Origin of the sequence: Paenibacillus pabuli NBRC 13638 (assembly GCF_001514495.1) — a bacterium.
Lineage (GTDB): Bacteria > Bacillota > Bacilli > Paenibacillales > Paenibacillaceae > Paenibacillus > Paenibacillus pabuli.
This window is the reverse complement of sequence record NZ_BCNM01000010.1, coordinates 207,588-226,802: the sequence shown is the minus strand read 5'-3', so window position 1 is coordinate 226,802 and position 19,215 is coordinate 207,588. Positions and strand designations below refer to the sequence as shown.

General features: G+C 49.1%; 18 protein-coding genes. 3 read left to right on the top strand and 15 right to left on the bottom strand.

The window, feature by feature from the left end; all coding sequences use genetic code 11:
* Nucleotides 1-154: 154 nt before the first annotated feature.
* From PPA03S_RS15455 to PPA03S_RS15435, 5 genes are all read right to left on the bottom strand, one after another.
* On the bottom strand, nt 155-1,159 hold the full coding sequence (locus tag PPA03S_RS15455) for a YhcN/YlaJ family sporulation lipoprotein (RefSeq protein ID WP_062324191.1): 1,005 nt from the start codon (nt 1,157-1,159) through the stop codon (nt 155-157).
* 222 nt (nt 1,160-1,381) lie between these two features.
* Nucleotides 1,382-2,386 (bottom strand): DUF4340 domain-containing protein, encoded by a 1,005-nt coding sequence (locus PPA03S_RS15450; protein WP_062324190.1) that lies wholly within the window; start codon nt 2,384-2,386, stop codon nt 1,382-1,384.
* Entirely contained in the window at nt 2,383-3,777 is a 1,395-nt protein-coding gene (locus PPA03S_RS15445) for a GldG family protein (RefSeq protein WP_062324189.1), read from the bottom strand. The genes PPA03S_RS15450 and PPA03S_RS15445 overlap by 4 nt, the downstream gene beginning before the upstream one ends.
* Before the next feature lie 4 nt (nt 3,778-3,781).
* Entirely contained in the window at nt 3,782-4,498 is a 717-nt protein-coding gene (locus PPA03S_RS15440; protein ID WP_062324188.1) for an ABC transporter permease subunit, read from the bottom strand.
* Complete coding sequence (locus tag PPA03S_RS15435) at nt 4,495-5,616, bottom strand: ABC transporter ATP-binding protein (RefSeq protein WP_068964122.1); 1,122 nt, start codon at nt 5,614-5,616, stop codon at nt 4,495-4,497. The genes PPA03S_RS15440 and PPA03S_RS15435 overlap by 4 nt, the downstream gene beginning before the upstream one ends.
* A gap of 248 nt (nt 5,617-5,864) precedes the next feature.
* On the opposite strand from PPA03S_RS15435, the gene PPA03S_RS15430 reads away from it, so the two are divergent.
* Complete coding sequence (locus PPA03S_RS15430; RefSeq protein WP_068964120.1) at nt 5,865-6,938, top strand: glycosyltransferase family 4 protein; 1,074 nt, start codon at nt 5,865-5,867, stop codon at nt 6,936-6,938.
* A gap of 122 nt (nt 6,939-7,060) precedes the next feature.
* Here the strand turns inward: PPA03S_RS15430 and PPA03S_RS15425 are convergent, their stop codons facing one another.
* The gene (locus tag PPA03S_RS15425; protein ID WP_062324186.1) at nt 7,061-8,548 is read right to left on the bottom strand and encodes a DHA2 family efflux MFS transporter permease subunit; all 1,488 of its coding nucleotides are present in this window, start codon (nt 8,546-8,548) and stop codon (nt 7,061-7,063) included.
* Between the two features lie 259 nt (nt 8,549-8,807).
* Nucleotides 8,808-9,167 (bottom strand): hypothetical protein, encoded by a 360-nt coding sequence (locus tag PPA03S_RS15420; RefSeq protein WP_062324185.1) that lies wholly within the window; start codon nt 9,165-9,167, stop codon nt 8,808-8,810.
* Nucleotides 9,168-9,349: 182 nt separating this feature from the next.
* Between PPA03S_RS15420 and PPA03S_RS15415 the strand changes: the two genes are divergently transcribed.
* Together PPA03S_RS15415 and PPA03S_RS33365 are read left to right on the top strand one after the other, a co-directional pair.
* Entirely contained in the window at nt 9,350-10,588 is a 1,239-nt protein-coding gene (locus PPA03S_RS15415) for a glycosyltransferase family 4 protein (protein ID WP_062324184.1), read from the top strand.
* Nucleotides 10,585-10,758, top strand: a complete 174-nt coding sequence (locus tag PPA03S_RS33365; RefSeq protein ID WP_167666048.1) for a hypothetical protein — start codon at nt 10,585-10,587, stop codon at nt 10,756-10,758. The genes PPA03S_RS15415 and PPA03S_RS33365 overlap by 4 nt, the downstream gene beginning before the upstream one ends.
* 141 nt (nt 10,759-10,899) lie before the next feature.
* On the opposite strand, the gene PPA03S_RS15410 is transcribed toward PPA03S_RS33365, so the two are convergent.
* The 8 genes from PPA03S_RS15410 to PPA03S_RS15375 form a co-directional block, all read right to left on the bottom strand.
* Complete coding sequence (locus PPA03S_RS15410; protein WP_062324183.1) at nt 10,900-11,616, bottom strand: glycosyltransferase; 717 nt, start codon at nt 11,614-11,616, stop codon at nt 10,900-10,902.
* Nucleotides 11,617-11,810: 194 nt separating this feature from the next.
* Entirely contained in the window at nt 11,811-12,530 is a 720-nt protein-coding gene (locus tag PPA03S_RS15405; RefSeq protein ID WP_062324182.1) for a glycosyltransferase, read from the bottom strand.
* The gene (locus PPA03S_RS15400) at nt 12,527-13,468 is read right to left on the bottom strand and encodes an NAD-dependent epimerase/dehydratase family protein (RefSeq protein WP_062324181.1); all 942 of its coding nucleotides are present in this window, start codon (nt 13,466-13,468) and stop codon (nt 12,527-12,529) included. Before PPA03S_RS15400 ends, PPA03S_RS15405 begins: the two co-directional genes overlap by 4 nt.
* Nucleotides 13,450-14,277 (bottom strand): dTDP-4-dehydrorhamnose reductase family protein, encoded by an 828-nt coding sequence (locus PPA03S_RS15395; RefSeq protein WP_062324180.1) that lies wholly within the window; start codon nt 14,275-14,277, stop codon nt 13,450-13,452. Before PPA03S_RS15395 ends, PPA03S_RS15400 begins: the two co-directional genes overlap by 19 nt.
* Nucleotides 14,274-15,260: a polysaccharide biosynthesis protein gene (locus tag PPA03S_RS15390; RefSeq protein ID WP_062324179.1), complete on the bottom strand. Its 987-nt coding sequence runs from the start codon at nt 15,258-15,260 to the stop codon at nt 14,274-14,276. Before PPA03S_RS15390 ends, PPA03S_RS15395 begins: the two co-directional genes overlap by 4 nt.
* On the bottom strand, nt 15,253-16,344 hold the full coding sequence (gene wecB / locus PPA03S_RS15385) for a non-hydrolyzing UDP-N-acetylglucosamine 2-epimerase (protein WP_062324224.1): 1,092 nt from the start codon (nt 16,342-16,344) through the stop codon (nt 15,253-15,255). The genes PPA03S_RS15390 and wecB overlap by 8 nt, the downstream gene beginning before the upstream one ends.
* 14 nt (nt 16,345-16,358) lie before the next feature.
* Nucleotides 16,359-17,933, bottom strand: a complete 1,575-nt coding sequence (locus tag PPA03S_RS15380; protein WP_245683629.1) for a glycosyltransferase family 4 protein — start codon at nt 17,931-17,933, stop codon at nt 16,359-16,361.
* Between the two features lie 81 nt (nt 17,934-18,014).
* Nucleotides 18,015-19,154, bottom strand: coding sequence for a CgeB family protein (locus tag PPA03S_RS15375; protein ID WP_245683628.1), 1,140 nt, complete (start codon nt 19,152-19,154; stop codon nt 18,015-18,017).
* Nucleotides 19,155-19,215 lie beyond the last annotated feature (61 nt).

Sequence of the window (19,215 nt, the reverse complement as noted above, 5' to 3'; positions counted from 1 at the left end):
GTTAAGGGGATACAGTCAACTCATCTTATGTAAGGTCAGGGGCGTTGGTTCAGTATTATCAAAAAAATGGGCAGTCTTTTATCCAAAACAAACATGCCCTTGCAGCTGATGTTACCCATCGCGCAAAGGCATACTTGTTCAACTTAACTTAAGATTACCGATTATTCATCCGGTTCATTATGCCGTCATTGTTGCGGTTCATCAAGCCATCATTGTTGCGGTTCAGGATCCCATCATGATGAACGCCATCACGTTGATTCATTGTGTTGGTTGGGAAAATACGTTCAACCATCGATTGGAATGTATCAATCATGCCGCTAACCGGTTTGCCGTTACGAATATCTGTGGCATAGCCCTCCACATGCTCCACAAATTCCGGATTAGATGATACGTATACGTTCTCGATGTTAGGTGCAAATTGTTTTATTTTCGCCGAGATTTTGGATTTAATCTCTTCAGGTGTGTTGTCATCCGTGCTGTCCACACGTGATGTCTCACTCTTCATCCCATAATGGCCATCGCTCATGGAACGTGCATTGCCATTGTTTGCATTTCCACTGTTGGTCAGTCCACGCATCATGCCATAAGATCCGGTACCCATGGTACCATAGATACTGCGGTCGTTCCCCATGTGGCTGCGATCTGTCGCAGCATTCGTGTTCAATCCCGGTGCGATGCCGCTGGTGCTGTATGGAGACCGCGTTCCGTTATCACCATTCACACGCATTCCGCCCATATCCTGATTTAAGCTTTCCGTACGCATGGTACCATTGGCGCGATTTCCGTGGGTGCCGTTCATTTTGCTTTCCAATTTGCCAGTGTGACCATCTGCCAAACGGACAGCAACATAAGCGTTACGATCGGACAGCATCACTTTTGCTGACTTCACTTCTTTCATTTCGCTGATGCGTTTTGCCAGCTCATGACTTTCTTTCAGGTCTGTGACATTATGCATCCGGTAGCTCTTCGCACGAATACCATCCATCCCATTGGATTCAACACCATAACGGTTAATGCCTTTCACTTCGTGACGAACACTTTGGGTGTGCAGATTATTATTATCTCTTGTATTCGTTCCACAACCCGTTAATCCGGCCATTACGAAAATTGCTGTAGACAAAGATAAGCTGATTGCTGTCGCCTTTTTGGCTGCTGGCATGTCTCATCCTCCAATGTTGTTGGTTTTGGTCACAAAGATAGGATGCACTCCTGTACGTAGCGCTATGCTGAAAGGATATGGAACACCAACCAACCTGTATTTATGTTGCACCTCTCTTTTTCCATAAAAAAAGCAGTGCTTGCAACAAGTGCAGCACCGCTTTAACCTCATTACTTATCCAGTTGAAACATTCATCAGATGAAAGGCTCAGTTTCAATTCAATTACTTGGATGACGTCCCCTTGTCCGCGTTCTTCCCAGTAGACGACGCTGTATCCGAATTCTTGATCGAATTCGGAAATTGCTCCGCTTCCTTCAGACTGGCTGTATCCATGGAATAAGCCCACTGACCATCGGGTGTAATCACCCAGATCTGATCCGGTTCCGATGGAACAGTAAGCCCCCGATACACATCCGTAACAGACTCTCCATTCACCGTCTGCTCAACCGATAATGTAAAACGTGGCACAGTTCCTTTCAGTTCAGAAGCTTTGCGAACATCGTCCGCAGTGGACAGATTTTTAATTTTGCCAATCAGCGAAACAGCATCTGCAGCTTCAATCACTTCGCCATTAAGCGTCCACTTCTGCTCTGCTGCATCCTCTTCAAGAGAAGATTTGAGCATCCAGGTGGCTGCTTCGCCTTCCCATTCAAGCGAGGTAACATTCGCTTCATCCAGATTAAATGGTGTCGTATCCAGCAGATCATGTCGTGACCGTTCAATATTGCTAATTACTTCCGTCTGCACAGCAACGACGGGTCCGGAGTCTACACGCACATAACGAGCATCATCCGCTGGCAGCTGACCTCCTATGGTCAGCTTGATTACACGATTATCATTTAATTGAATGTCCAGCAACGCTGCATTTGTACCCAATCCATATTTATCGAGATCCTTCGGTTTTTCCTCGACAACCATTTCCTGATCCGCACCACTCAAGGCATCAAGCCAGCTGCTTACGGTATACCCATTCAGAGGATAATCCTTCGGTTCCACCATATTCCAAATGCCATTTTTTAGTTCCAGCTGCGAGGTGGAAGGCTTTGTCGCACTGGATGTGCCCGCAGGGGTGTCATGAATCGTGATGGATTGGATGTCTCCAGACTGGATGCCAAGCAATTTCACCTTCTCTGCTTCCTCTTCACGAAAATAATTCTGACTGGCCGCATAGACCCAGCCGATGATCAAGACCAATACGACCAGAATCGTTGGGAACCATTTTTTCATACGCGTCTGCGCCTCCACCATAAGAATACACCTATCATAACAAAGATGAGCGGGAATGCGACAATCGCCACAAAGAAGATGGTTCTGGCCTGTTGGCCGTTCAGGTATGCCATTTGATAACCGGATTGTACGCGTGGTCGGATGGTCACCCCATCTTCTTTTTCACTCAGATAATTAACGGCATTCAGGATAAAGTCCCGATTGCCTCCATTCGCAATTTCCGAATCCTGCATGAAAATGGATGATCCCAAAATTACAGCCTTTGGTTTGCCGTCGGTTGTATCCGCAGCATATCCAAGTTCGACAGGACCTTGTACATCCTGATCCGGATCATTGGATGTCTCATTTTGTAATAGTCCTGCGATATTGGTCTCCCCATAACTGTCATTCGACGAATGGATAAGAGGTGACAGCTTGTATTTGTCCTGCTCTTTGCTCGTCAACGCAACGGACAGGGATAACATCGGATATAGCTTGCTCTCTGATAGCTTATCCGTGATGGCATGTGTCCCATACTCAGGCACGACCCATAGCGGGCCCATTGTGCTGGCCTGTTGGTTATCCACCATGACGGCATGCTCATCAACAACGCCATAATCCGTCATGAGTGCATCGATATTTTTCCATGTCACTTTCATATCCTGATGAAATCCAAGAGACAACAGCAACTTGCCTCCGTTACTCAAATAAGTCCGAATAGCCTTTAGTTCGGTATTACTGATATCCCGCTGTGGACCGATGATAGCAAGCACGTCGGCATCTTCTGGAACCTGACCTGCCTGATTTAGCTGAAGTTCTTCTGTTGTGACATTATTCTGCTCCAGAGATGAGCGCAGCGTAGTCAGCTGATCCAGACCAAGCTCTTCATGCCCTGTGAGGAAGACCATTTTGTTCGTTTCCGTCGAAGACAGATTGATTAAAGCTTGTGTCAGCTTCTCCTCACCCGTGAACTGGTACGATCCATCACTACCATCACCTACAGCCGTAAACAGGCTCGCGATGTCAATGACTTTGTTTTGATTCCCCTGTTCCAATACGATTGAGCTGCCTGTGATCCCATATTTCGAGGCCAGCGCTGGTTCCTGAGTCAGGTTGTATTGCTTCATCGTCAATTTGCTGTTGCGTTTTGTATATTCCTGAACCATGTCCGTCACTTCGCGGTTCAAGACCGTATTGTTGGCATTTTCGACGGTTAACACCAGGATGTTGACGTCTTCTTTTACGTTTTTGATCGCAGTAAGTGACTGGTCTGATAAGGTGTATTGCTTGTTGGAGGTCAGATCCAGCTGGAAGCCCCCAAGTGAATTCAGGAACAGGGTCAGCAAAATAAAGATGCCAATAATCGCTACAGACAGCACGGTACTGTTGGTATGACTTAACCATTTTTTCATCTTCTCACCTCCACCGCTTCCGTTCCACAATCTGAATGCTTAACAGCAGAAACACACCTGAGAGCGTTACATAATACAATATATCCGGGCCACTAAGTACACCCTTCGTAAAGCTGTCAAACCGATTCGTCAGTGCAAAAGGGTCCAGCCATTGCTGTAACGCCGATCCGGTATTGCCTGCAAATGAATCAAGCATCCACAATACGAGCAATATAATAAAACCGGCTACCGCAGATACCATTTGATGCTGGGATAGTGTAGAAGCAAACAGTCCAATCGCCATCATGCTTCCGCCCAGGAAGAAGAGACCCAGCGCAGACAACCATACCGAGGTCAGATCCAGTTCACCGAAGAAGGACATGATTAACGGGTAAACCAGACTGCACAGGATCAATACAACAAGAATGGCGAGCGACGCCAGATATTTGCCAAAAATAATCTCTGTCACCCGTGCAGGTGAAGTCAGCAATAGTTCATCCGTCCCCTGCCTGAATTCCTCGGCCACCAGTCTCATGGTCAGCAGCGGTACCACAAAAAGCAGCATGGATAACGTATCCCCCAGCACCAGACGGTAATCCACAATGCTTGGCTGGTAATACACAAAGCTGGAATAGAACAACAGGCTTGTCATAAGTACATACACGGCAAAAGCAAAATACGACGTCGGTGACAGGAAATAAGCCTGAAGTTCTTTATTGCAAACTGCCATCATTCGTCTCATTTGGAATCCTCCCCTGTGCGGGAATCAGATGAAGCTCTCTCGGAATGAGTCGTCTGTTTCAGATCTGAAGCAGTGTCCGAATCGACCTCTGCATCTGCCGCCAGATTGGCGAGCTGCGCTTTATCAGCTTCAGGCTCCTGTGCTACCAGTTCCGGCCCGGATTCGGATTCCGTTGTGGTGAGCTTCAGGAATATTTGTTCCAAACTGAGATTTTCTTTCTTCATCTCCAGGATTGGCAGGCCTGCACCGGACAAAAGATAGAACAGTTCTTCCCGAAAATCATCCGAGGATTCGCCGGTAAGCACCATTTTGACCGTATCAGCAGAATCGGCAGACGCCTGTCCATCCGCTGATTGAATGACTTCGCTCCGAACCTTCTCCCAAGGTGTCAGCAGGTTATGTAATTGCTGCTCTGTAGCTTTCACTTCAATCGATACTTTGAATTGTTCACCCATGGATGAGCCAAAATGCTGCGGTGAACCGTCCAATACAAGCTGTCCCTGGTTAATAATCAACATGCGGTTACAAAGCGCGCTTACTTCCGGCAAAATATGTGTACTGAGCAGCACGGTATGATTCTCACCCAGCTCACGGATCAGATCCCGTATTTCTATAATCTGATTCGGATCGAGACCTGAAGTCGGCTCATCCAGCACGAGCAGGTCCGGTTTGTGAATAATGGCTCCTGCCAGCCCAAGACGTTGTTTGTACCCTTTGGACAGCCCGCGAACCAGTTGTTTTTCCCGATCCTGAAGACCCAACCTGCTAACCATCTCACTGACCCGCAATTTCACTTCACGTGCCGGGACATCTCTCAATTTGGCGACGAATTTGAGGTACGATTGCACCGTCATATCCGGATAAAGCGGTGGTGTCTCCGGTAAATAACCGATTTTGGAGCGAACGCTCCGGCCCTGATCGTGCACGAGTATGCCATCCACTGCGATGGAGCCAGCTGTTGGATGCAAATATCCGGTGATCATTCGCATTGTTGTTGTTTTTCCGGCACCATTCGGTCCCAAAAAGCCAACAATCTCACCGCGCTCCATGGTGAAATCCAGTTGATGCACGCCGCGCCGTCCATCAAATACTTTGCTTACCTGTTTCACTTCGAGCACATCATTCATCCTTTCCCGTTAAAATACCCGTGTGCCATCATCGCTTTCTTCAGATGGTCAACACGGGAAGTTCCTTGTATCTTACGGGCTGTATCCTAAATACAGCTTAAGGTCACTTAAAAGAGAGCTTAAAAATATGTGTCTAAATCGTGAACACCTCTTCATTCACCCACACCCTGTACTCTGGGGCAACGTACCATACAGTACAGGAGCATCAGCACCTGCACAAAAGTCAGAGGGTGAACCGTGTGAAAGTACTATTCACATTTTTTGTTCCAAGCGGCGGTGTAGATACGTTAAACCGATTGCGTACCGCTGTACTCCAACGCCACGGCATCGAAGCGCATGTGTTGTATCTGTACCCTGGCTCGGGAATGCAGAACCATAGCAACATGCCGGTCTTCACCGCTTCCAGTGATGAAGAGATTCAGAATCTGATTCATCACCATCAATATGATGCCATTATTGTCACCTCGGATATTGCCATGCCGGGCAGATTAAGAGCCCTCGGGTTTAACGGTCGAATTATCTATGAAGCACAGGGTCTCGGGACACGTGAACAAGCTTTGGAAACGATCCAAATGGGAATGCCTTATCTGCAAGCCCACTGTAATGCTGCGGTCATTCCTCCAACGGATCATTTACTGGAGCTGTTCATCCATCTGTGCCCTTGGCTTCATCGGTTTGTCATTCCCAATATGCTGGATACCAATACATTTGCCCCAATTTCGGTGGATACCCCGCCCTATCCGGTACTTGCATGGGTGGGAAGGCTGGAACACAACAAAAATTGGCGGGAATATTTGAAGATATCCAGAAAAATCATTAAAAAAATTCCAAAAGCCAGACTATGGTTATTCCACGATCCCACTTTGGCTAACCCCGAAGATGAGGTCATGTTCCGACACATGCTCGCGGAGTACGGGCTCGAAGATCGGATTGGTATTTTTATCAACGTACCTCATTCCGAGATGCCCACATTCTATTCCATGATTGCAGCTTCCGGGGGAATTATGCTGTCCACTTCCCTGCTTGAGGGATTTGGATACGCCGTTGCAGAAGCCATCAGTTGCGGCTGCCCGGTGCTCAGCACGGATTCAGATGGCGTCCGTTCCTTTATCACACATAACAGAACGGGAAAATTCTATCCGGTTGGCAACGTGAACGCTGCTGTATCTGAAGCCGTTGACCTTATGCGCAACACCGAACTAAGGGAATATATCCGCATTCAGGGCAGACAACATATGGCCCTTTCCTTCTCACCTGACCGATATGCCGTATCATTTCGGGAAATGATGACTGCCCTAAGCATTTTCTCATGAACATGGTAAAAAGGCAGTTCAGAAAGATTCTCTGAACTGCCTTAGATTAATTTAATACCATAAAGGATTTTCAAAACTTTATTGAAGTTGTGCTATGAATTCATACAGCCCAAATTGTACCATTAGTGACCCATCATCATCGCCGGATCAGGCTGATCCCCAGTTTGAAGGGTTTCTTCCTCCATCCGTTTCGGTTTGCGCAGAATCAGACTGAGTACACATCCAAACAAGGCAATGCAAGCAGCCAGGAAGAACGTATCGTTAAAACCAGCGACCAACCCATTAACCACAGCCATCCCATCCGTTGAGCCAGCCGTATTGCTAGCAATGCGGGAAGTGAGGAATCCCGTGAGCCCAGCAACTGCAAAAGATACAACGACTTGTTGCGCAGCAGCGGTAAGCGGAGTAACCCGACCTACCAGCTTGCGTGGAGCCGCATTCAGCACGTGCGTATTGAGCGGCATCATGGACAGACCCATACCCAATCCCATCATCACAAGACTGGTAATGATCAGGCCAAGACCCGTCTCTGCCGTAATGGAGGATAGGATAAACAGTGCACCCGAGATGATACCGAGTCCGACAAATGCCAGTGGTCTTGCACCGATTTTATCAAATAACCGGCCACCTAGCGGCATACCCACACCCGAGGCCAGCGCCTGCGGCAGCAGAATGAGTCCTGTTTCCAGCGCGGTGTAGCCTTTGATCTGTTGCAAATATAGCGGAATCAGAATCATCGCTCCGAACAGAGCGACTTGCGACACCCATGCCAGGATAATACCCCGTGTGAAATCAGAGGATTTAAACACCCGAAGTTCCAGCAGCGGATTTTTGTGCCGAAGCTCAACGATAATGAACAGAATCAGGGCTACCCCCCCGACAATCACACCGGTCAGTGTAGTTGCAGACGTCCAGCTTGTTCCGCCCTCACTTACACCATATGCGAGCATCGAGAATGCAATGGGTGCCAGAATCATGCCTAGCAGATCAAGTGCAGGTGTGCGCCCGCGATCCGTATCCGGCAGGAATTTGATACATAGAATAAAAGCGGCAATCCCGATCGGCAGGTTGATCAGGAAGATCCAGTGCCAGCTGAGGGATTGAATGAACCAGCCCGATAATACCGGTCCCAGTGCAGGAGCCAGCAGCATGGGAATACCAAGCATACCCATGATGGAGCCTCTTCTTTCCGGAGGAGCCAGACGGAACACCATAGCCATACCAATCGGTGCCACCATGCCTCCGCCAATTCCCTGAATGATACGGTAAATGATCAATTGTTCAGGGGACTGTGCGATAGAGCATAACACTGAACCGAGAGTAAACATGGCAATCGTGAACAAAAATACTCTTTTGGCACCAAATCGATCGGTCAACCATCCTGCCAGCGGAATGACGGCTGACAAGGCCAACGTGTAACCTGTAACCGTCCATTGGATCGTCTTCAGGTCTGTCTCAAAATATTGAACCAGATTTGGAATCGCCACGTTAACTACCGTGCTGTCCAGAATGACCATAATCATCCCGACGATAATGGACAGTAGCGGCAGAATAATCGTTTTAATCGAAAACTCGGCCGGGTCTTGGGGAACTGCTGTTTGTTGTTTCACTCTCTCCACTCTCTTTTCCGGCCTGGAGGCTTATCTGTGTATGTCTCTCCATCGGCCTTATATTCACGACGTTTCAAACTTTTGTTTTAAACTGTCGTTTTAAACTCCTGTTTTAAGTATAGGTTAATTCTAATGAAAATACCTTTGCTGTCAAGCTATTTTTTTGTTGAATCGGTATAGGTATGTATGCCAAAAAATGGACCAGGTCTTTATCCTGCTCCACCCCTTTTGGTTAATCAAGCCTCCGATTGAACCTTTATTAATCTGCCAGCTTGATCATCTGGTGTTCCGAAAGTATACCCAGAGTCAACCCATTTTCACTTCTGCAATACATACGAATCACGAGATGATTCGGTGAAGAACTATTGCTGATGATCCTCAGTTCGCACGGTTCGGACGATACCGACAGGTTATGGATAATGTGATTGGAACTCTCTTTTTCGACCTCAGCTCTCGTATGAAACAAATAACGATATAGTTCTCCTCGGGTCGAACTGACTCCACCAACAAATACATCGACTTCGTCGTTTCCCACATAGGCGATCTCAATGTCCATGTACCTCATCGGAACACCGGTTTGTAGCAGGTTCTCATGAATCTCCAGCAAATATGCAGCCACTGTATATCCCCCCTTAAGCCTGAACCCTTTCTTAAGATATGGTATGCCTTCACTCGTCCGTTGCTATTTGTATTCACCCATTTTGACCATTTACTCAGTAATGCCCACCCTTTCGGTGGCCTTTTTTCATAGAATAACAGGATAGAAGCTCGGCCTGTGCAGGCCCTGACAAGGAGGTACCTATGAGAGTTCTGATCGTGACCTATTGGGAGCTTACGCAGATGGGTGGAATATGGACATATGTGAAACATCTGGCTGACAGACTGATGGCACTTGGCGTTGAGGTCGATATCATGGGCACCAACGGAGCCAAAAATGAAGTGTATATTCGCAATCTCAATCGTTCCTTTTCCAAAGATAAAGTATGGCCCATGCTGCAAGCCAAGCTCAACCCTACGGATCTTCCCCATTTCACAGCCGATCCTCTCGTGGCTTATTATGAATTAAACAGATATGCCTTTGAAATGGGGGCCGCTTATCTCGGCGTTGATCATTACGACGTCATACATGCGCAGGATCCGGTAGCCGCCGTTGCGATCAAACGTATTTTGAACCGCAACACACCGCTGGTGACCAGCTATCATGGAGCCCTTGCGCGCGAAACCTTCTATGATGCCCAAAACTCTAATGCACAACTGACCCTCCCTGCATACTTACAATCCAAACGCGGTCGCTACTTTCTCTCATTGGAGGAGCGGAGCGCTGAACAATCCGAGCTTATATTGGTGTCCAGCAATTGGATTAAGAGCACACTGACGGAACTTCATGTTCCGGAGTTGAAATTCCGGTTAATCCCTTATGCTGTCGATCTTCCATCCTATCGCGCGCAAGCAGCGGCCAGGTTCCGTCAGCGTAAGCCAGCAGGCAAAAAAGTAATCGCTTTTACAGGAAGGCTGGAGTATATCAAAGGAGTGCATGTGTTAATCAAGGCAATCTCTAGTCTGAAAAAAATCCGTTCAGATTGGGTCTGCTGGATTGCTGGAGAAGGGAATCTGAGAGATGAATTGTATGCACAAGCCATGAAGGAAGGGGTAGATTCGGACATTGTATTCTGGGGCAAACTGGACAACATCCCTTCCTTCCTCCGCCGTGCCGATATTTACGTACAACCCAGCTTACAGGATACACAGCCTTTCTCGGTCACAGAGGCACAGCTCGCCGGACTGCCTGTCATTGTCAGTGATACCGCAGGCATGCCTGAGATGGTTCAGCCTGAACATACCGGCTGGGTCGTGCCCCCGCAAGATGCGGAGTCCCTTAGTACATTATTGAACGCCCTTTTACAGGACGATGCCACCCGTACAAAGGTGGGGGCAGCTGCCAAAGCATGGGCTGAGCAGCATCGTTCACTGGAAGAGATGGGGCTGCGTACACTTCATGTCTACCAGGAAGCTATACAGATGGGAGGTCACCGAAAATGACACTGCTTGTACCCAGTGATTTGTACAATCGTTGGTTTACCACGCCTGTGTCGACGGCTCACATCGAGGTGGATTACGCTGTAATGAACGAATTAATGAGGAAGCTGCCCAAAGGGTACGTATTCCCTGATCCGGCAACGATGCACATTCTCACCTCAGAGAACAACTAGAATCCAGAGACCAATAACGACCAATCGGAACAAACAAGAGGATATTCGCTCCTGCCGCGCGTTCTTCGAACGGCAATCGAATACCCTCTTTTTCTTGCGGCTTCTCTTCTAGCATTCGGACCTTCACACGAAAGCCAACTTTTATTTCCAATAACCGCCAACCTGCTGCAGATTAAGCAGGATGGGGCGATGCTTCGCCTGAACAAGCTCCATCTCGGCTTTTAATGCCTCGAAGTGTTTCTTGGTCCCCATGGCTTCATGAACCCGGTAACACAGCAGTGGTTCATTGAAGTAGAAAAGTTCATAGACCGGAAACAGTCTCAGCCACATCTCGTAGTCGTGCGTATACCGAAAATCCGTGTCGAACAGGCCAAACCTTTCAAAAGCTTCCATCTCCAGCATGACAGTACAGCCATTGATCGGGCACCCTTCCATGAGCACTTGCAGCACTTCGAGCCGACTCCCTACTTCAGGCCGCACCGTGTCCACCCATTCACTGTCCGCATTGACATAATGATAAGCCCCGTGACAGAACGATGCCTTGACTTCAAGCATGAACTTCAGTTGTTTTTCCACCCGGTCCAGCAGCATCACATCATCCGAGCTGAGCCACACAAAATAATCGCCTGTCGCCTGTTTAATCCCCTCGTTCAGTGCTGTGGCCGTGCCACCATTCTCTTTCCGAATATAACGAATGCGATCCATGAATGGTTGCAGCAGCTCCACATACTGTGTAGAGCCATCGTCCACCACAATGACCTCAATATGCGGATATGTCTGGTGAACGGCACTGTAAACAGCCTGCTCGATGTACGCGCAATTATAAAAAGGAATGACAATCGATACCCTTGGCTCCATTCGGGCCTCCCCTTTCTCCGCTTAAAAAATCACGATTTTCCCTATTATATGAGCATGAATGGGTTAGGTATCAGGCATCTGTGACACCGCTACAGCATAAATACGATGTCTCTCCTGTGTCCACGTAGAGCTGCTCATAGAAAAGGGGTGCTACTCAGCCGCATTGCGGCCTCATATAACCCCCATCTACTGATTTAGCCTCCCAGGACTGCGATACGCTGCAACAAAGGTTCACGATATCTGGACCATACCATGGAGGCCTCCCGGCCAATAATATTCGCATGACGTACCGAACCCATCCCACCGTGCCATCGATATGCCGTAAGCGGTTCATTCAAATATGGAAAACGATGTCCGTTCAGCAGAATACGCATCCATAGGTCCAGATCATGCGTATACGGCAGCAGTTCATCGAACAGGCCCACCCCACTGAACAGATCTCTGCGGAACATCACGGTACAGCCGTTCACCGGATTGCCGTTAACGAAGAGACGCAGCCAATCCAGTTCGGCCGCTGGCTCTGCTCCCCCATTCAACTTGGTCACCGCAGAATGCTCATTAATGTAATGAAAGTTGGTATGTGAGACAAGTGCATTTTCCCGTTGCATGAATTCAACCTGATGACGGATCTTATCCGGATAAAGGAGATCATCCGAACTCAGCCACGCGATATATTCCCCGGAGGCATGACGAATGCCGTGATTCAGAGCCGAAGCTGTCCCGCCATTACTTTTGCCAAGAACATGAATGTATGGAAGATAGGGCTGAAGCAGGTCCGCATGCAGGGTCGAGCCATCGTTGACGATAATGATCTCCACATCGGGATACGTCTGGTTCATTGCACTTTGAATCGCTTGAGGAACATAGGGACAATTGTAAAACGGAATGACAACGGACACTCTTGGATTATTCACCCTGTCGACCTCCCTTGCTGGGTACGCACATCGCTAAGAATGTCCTGAAGCGATTGGGCAAAAGGAATCTGTGGCTGCCAGCCCAACTTGCGCAGCAGTGACATCTCCTCCTGTTCTCCAGCCCCGTCCGGACCGGACGAAGCTCCATCCCAGCGTACGGGTACTTCCGCTTCGGTCATGGTCAGCAGCGTATCCGCTATCTCGCCCAGGCTGCGCTCTTTACCCGACACAACAGGATAAACTGTACCTGACATGCCCTTTACAAGCAAGGTTGCATAGGCCCGAACCGCATCCCGTACATCCAAAAAATCACGGGTATTATCCCGGCCAGATAGACGGAAAGGCTCCGTCTTGCCTTCCTGTTCACAGGCGACAACATGACGTGCCAGCAGCGAACATATGCCTGTCGAAGGGCCAGCACCGATCAGATTACCCGGCTCTGCCAGCATAATTTGCTGTCCAAAGAGGGACATCCACGACAGCGACACCATCTCCTCCAGTGCTTTGCTGAGACTGTACGGGTGGGGAGGCTGCGGATGCCGTCCGGGTTCTGGGGTATATTTTAACCGTGAACCTACGATAACGGTCCGTGCCGCTGGACAGCTTCGGAGAGCATCCAGCAGATACAGGACAGCCATTACATTGGTCTCCAATACAAGCAGCGGATCAGACCAGGAGTCCGGCACCGAATTTTTGCCTGCGAGATGTAAAGCATAGTCCGGCTGCACTTCGTCAATCAGATGACGAACTTGCTGTTTATCATTGAGATCACAGACATGTACAGCTACGCCATCGCCGAACGAGTGCACACCGACTCGCCTGACCACCGCGACAACCACTGCACCAGCTGCCCGGAAATATGCAACCGCATGCCGTCCGGTAAAACCGGACGCACCTGTGATCAGCACCTTTTTGCCTTTCAGCTCTGCTCCATCCATAATGCCAGCTCCTTCAGCATTGTAGAATAATCCGGAAGGTCTGTCTTCACGTCCTCACGTGTGGACACCAGCGTACGATCCTGCACTACGCTATCATCCGGTACGACAACAACATCTTGCTTACCCCATGTCTGTTGGAACAGGAGAAGCAGATCATGCTTGCTGACCGGTTCCGGATGACCCAGATGAATGAGACCGCTAACCGGGGACGACAAATAATGATCTACCCATTTGGCCAATTCAAGGGTGGTTACCCCGTTCCAGAAGACGCGTGTATATCCGCCAACTTCTCCTGTACTGGACATGAACCAGTGCATCAGACCGATGCCGCCCTTCCGAATTTCAGGTCCTATAATGGACGTACGAATCGTCAGGTGTCCGGGGTCCTGGACTTCACCCAGTGCTTTTGTGATTGCATAGGCAGATGTTCCATCCGTAATATCATTCTCCCGATACGCTCCCCGGTCCCCACTAAACACACAGTCCGTACTGATGTGAATCAGGCGTGCTCCAATCGTGTCGGCCACCCGCCGCAAACGATGCGGCAGGAAACCATTAATGTGATAGGCCGTAATTTTGTCTTCATCTGCAAAGCTGTTCAGGACACCCACAGCATTTACGATGACATCCGGGTGCACCGCTTCTACCAGCCGGTCAACCATATAGCTGTCATTTACATCCAGCAACAGACCGTTAGGATCAGACACATCCCGAGTCGTATAAAAGACGCTGTGGACGCCTTGACGGCGGAAATAGTCGACCAGAATATGGCCGGCCATTCCGTTCCCCCCAAGTATCAGCAGCTTCATGACAAGAACCCTCCGCGCTGCAGAATGTCACGAATCTCCTGTTTGGTCATCAGCTGATGTTCCGAACTAAAACTACTGAAAGAAACAGGGGGACAATTGGTATAATGTTCCTTCAGTCCTGGAATGCCGAGCGTAGGCAGAATCACCAAGTATTGCTCATCATATACAACGGTGGTCATGCTCTCAAATTCACTCATCAGGATTTCATGAATCTTCTCGCCTGGCCGGGTGCCGCGCTCCACAATGGACACATTCTCCACACCTGAATCCTCAATCAACACTTCAGCGAGATCCACAATTTTGCACGTCGGCATCGTCATGACAAAAATTTCGCCGCCAACGCTTTCCACCGATGCTTTGAACAGCAAAGTAATGGCATCTTTCAAGGTTAGAAAGAACCGTGTCATGTTCATGTCGGTAATGGAAACTTGGCCCTTCTGACGAATCTGATTTTTGAACAAATGCACGACACTTCCGTTCGTTCCGAGTACATTGCCCCCGCGCACAGTGACAAACCGCGTATTGCTGTGGAGCAGATTCGCATATACGATCAACTTCTCACCGATCGCCTTGGTCATGCCGTAGAAATTGGATGGATTGGCGGCCTTGTCAGTCGAGATGTAGATGACTTTTTCCACGTTATTCTCGATGGCAGCCTCGATGACATTTTGGGTGCCAATTACATTGGTTTTGAGTGCTTCGTAGGGTTGATCTTCACACACGGGAACATGCTTGAGCGCTGCAAGATGGAACACATAATCCACATGCTGACAAGCAACCGTTAATGCATCCTTGTCTCGAATATCACCAATGCGAAAATGAAGACGCGGGTCTTCGAATTCACGGCTCATCGCCACTTGGCTGGACTCATTCCGGGAGTATACAATAATCTCCTTAGGCTGCTGGGGCAGCAGTTGAGCCACAAGTTCATAACCCCATGATCCCGTACCGCCAGTCACGAGTATACGCTTATTTTCAAACATGCATTTTCCCTCCAAGCAGAAATTTGACCACTTTGCTGGATACATCTGTTGCTTTGTAACCCTGCGGGCATTCCCAATCGTTTGGCATTTCGGTCATCACTTTCACACAGCCCGCAATACGCTCCGCATCCAGACCAGAGACCACATTACTGCCGCAATCCACCGTCTCCGGCCGTTCCGTTGTACGACGCATGGTCACCGTAGGCACCCCCATGATGCAGCACTCCTCCTGGACGGTACCGCTGTCCGTGAGTGCACAGCGGGCATGTCGTTCCAACATGACAAAATCGAAAAATCCGAATGGCTCGTGAAATTCGACCAGCGGGTTCATCTCCAATTGCAAATGCTCGGCAATGCGAATGGCCGTTCGAGGGTGAATGCTGCATATGACTCGCATCGCATGTTCCTCAGCAACCTGATTCAAACCTTTCATAATCTCCAGCAAATGAGGGGGATGATCGACATTCTCTGCCCGATGGGCCGTAACCAGAAAATATTGCCCGGACTTTAGCTTCAATTTTTTCAAAATTTTGCTGGAATTCACTTGTGTGTCGTAATGACGCATCACTTCATAGATCGGATTGCCTGTCAGCACAATTCGGCGACTGGGAACCCCCTCACTAACCAGATGCTTTTTGCTCTGTTCCGTATATGGCATATTAATGGTGGAAATGGCGTCAATGACCCTGCGATTTTTCTCCTCAGGCACCTCCAGGTCAAAACAGCGATTGCCCGCTTCCATATGAATGACAGGTATGCCCATCCGCTCCGCAAGTACAGCACATAAAGCACTGTTCGTATCGCCGAGCAGCAGCACCTTGTCAGGCTTCTCCTGAAGCAATAAGTCTTCCATTTGCATGAACATCGAGGACAACTGACGGCCCAGGGAGGCCGCTTCATCCTGAAGAACGTAATCCGGGGCACGCAGGCCCATCTCCTTGAAAAACAGACCGCTGAGACTCTCCGTGAAGTTCTGTCCCGTGTGTACCAGAATATGTTTGGACGCGTACTGGTCCAACTTGGAAATGATCAGGCTGAGACGTATAATTTCAGGTCGCGTACCCAGCACCGTCATGATCTTCATCGTCATCCCTGCCTTCATCGTCTATTGGATGCTCTCCGGCGAACCAGGTTTCGTCTGGCTTTGCCAGGTGCACGTTTGCGAGCAGACGGTTGCCCTATGCGCACACGCTTCTTTTTGCTTACCTTCCGTTTTCTCCTGCCAGTTCCCGTCCCCCGTTTCCCTCCATCACGAATCCTGCTGCGATGAGACGGTCTCTGGTGACGACTCCTTCCCGTACTGCTGCTTGAGCGGGAATCTGCTGCTTCGTGGACAGGCTGGCCTATCACAATCGGAGGTAACGGTGAGAGCGGAAACGCCTGGAACACAGTCAGTGGAAGTAAAAGCGCCCGAACCGTGGCCGATTCCAGAACCAGCACGGTTCTCAATCCCCCCTCACCCCATGTGTACACTGGACCATTCGGAGGCTGAATATACGGAAACCATCCGGGAAACCGCATTAACCACTGTGTCACCATCGTATGCAGCTTTTCCCTGTAGGTTTCAATACCGTACAGCTTTTCCGCTTCTGTCCGATTACGCCATCCGGTATCGGAGGCCAGTTCAGGATCATTCAGCAAGGTTGTTGCCAGCGTGACCAGCGCTTGACTCTCACCAGGCGGAGCCAGAAATGCGCCACTGCCTACGGATTCCAGCAATTCCTTCAGTCCGCCTTGAGCAAAAGCGATAACCGGTTTGGCGAAATAGAGTCCCTCCAACGCGGTCATTCCAAATCCTTCTTTGACCATACTCGGGATGACAACGATATCCATGGCCGTATATGCCAGCGATATGTTCTCTTCGAATTTGGTAAAGGTGAACCTGCGAGAGTAACCTGACTTTTTCACCCGTGACACACACTCGTCATAGTACTTTTTGTCCGCTGATGTGCCAATGATCCAGAACCGGCAGCGTGAATGAACCTCACACAATTGCAGCGCCATATCGATAAACGGTTTTAGACCTTTGGCATCATATATAAAAGAAGAGATATAACCGATACAGATTTGCGATGGCTTGAAACCAAGCTCTTTGCGTTTGCGTTCCCGTAAGTGCACCCATCGGTCCGGGTCCGGCAGAGACGGGTCCCAGGTTGGAGAGATCACGGTGAGTTTATCGCTCATGCCAGCTTGTTTGAATGGAGCTGCCGCCGTTTCGGATATGCCTAAGATCCAATCCGAGTAACGACCAATCATCTGTACCGCCTCGGTTGTATCTTCATTCGCCTGAATAATTTCGGTAATCTTCCAGATGACCGGAATTTGCAGAGACTTCGCTGCTACAGCTGGCATCACATTGACACAGGTATTCGTTAACACCATTTCAGGCGCAGTCTCCCGGATCAGGGAGACCACCTCCTGGAAGGCTGGTGAGTGGCGAAGCTGTTCTGCATCCGTAGCGATCCCCCGGTAAGGTGTGTACACACCGTGAAGCATCGGCAGGAAACATATTTTGACCTGGATATCGAATCTCCGCGCAAGTCCGGCGAGCTTTCCTTCCTGAGGGACCACAAGTACACAATCGAAGATGGTGCCCATTTCCCTCATAAAATGAAGCAGCAGCTTCTCGGCCCCCGTAATGCTGCGGGTGTTGCACACATGTGAAAACAACATAAGTTTAGGTTTAATCGCCATGGCCGCACGGACCCTGCATGCGAACATACAGGTACAGTGCACACCTCCTTCCGGCCAAGATTAAGGAAATATAATGGTCAACAGTTCATTGATTCTTTTGCCATACGTGTGGTCTTTCAATGTGCGTTCCAGGCCGCGCAGAGCAATTTCACGACGCTCTTTCTCATGCGAGATATAGTACTCCACCTTGTCGAGTAATTCCTGAGGGGATGAGTACGTTTCGATCTCCACACCTGGTTTATAGAAACGTGCCAGGTCATCACGGGCATCGGTCAATTGAAGGGTAGCGGAAGCTGCAATTTCAAACGTTCTCGGGTTCGGTGAAGCTGGCGGGATCTTAACATGATTGTTGTTGACTGAATCGTCTTCGTGGGAGCGATGGAGGTTAATGACAATCTTGGTTCCGTTATACACATCATTGGTTTCCTGTGGACTCATCCAGCGACCCAGTTCAATCTTTTCACCGTAAGCAGTATAGTCAGGCAGACGGTCCCACCAGATACCATTAAACACGGTATTGTGTGACATCAGCTGTGCCATGATCGGATTAAAGAAATACACCCGGTTCCAGTAAGCCGAACCGATAAAGCTAACTTCCCGGTGGAGCGAAGATGGTGTTGTAATTGGAAAGTAGTGGTTGGTGAAGGCAGCAAACGGCAGGTAATGCACCGAAGGGCAACCGTTCTGGCGATACAGATCCACACAGTTCAGTTCCAAGGTGAAGACATGATCAAAATGCTTCACGGTCTCCAGCGTCATATCCGTGTAATACGGATCATCTGTAAGCCAGATTGCCGTCTGTATGCCTGCTTGCCGAATCGCATCGAGATGCTCCAATGGAATATCCATGCCATCCAGAACAAGTACAAGGTCAGGCCGGGTTTGCAATGCAATTTCAGATACGGGCTGGCGGGGATCGGAAAGGGTCACCTGAGCTACCATGCCCTGCAATGTAGCCATAATTGCCTCGTCCAGTGGAGAGTAAGGAAATCCTTTACCTGAAGATACGTACAGAACGTGGATCTGTCGGAAAGGCAGTGGCTCCTGTGCACAATTGACAATATAGTTGGCACGGCCGCGCAGATATCCTTCTTCCTTGCCCGCATCATATCCGGCATGCTGCCCGTTTTTGCGTGCTTGGTCAGCCAGGCTGAGCACTGGCGCATCGTACTTTTTCGTTTTACGGTGTTTGAGAGACATACCGCCACTCCTTTTATTTTTGGGATAGGATTCTCTTTACTTCTGTAATACAGATGGGATC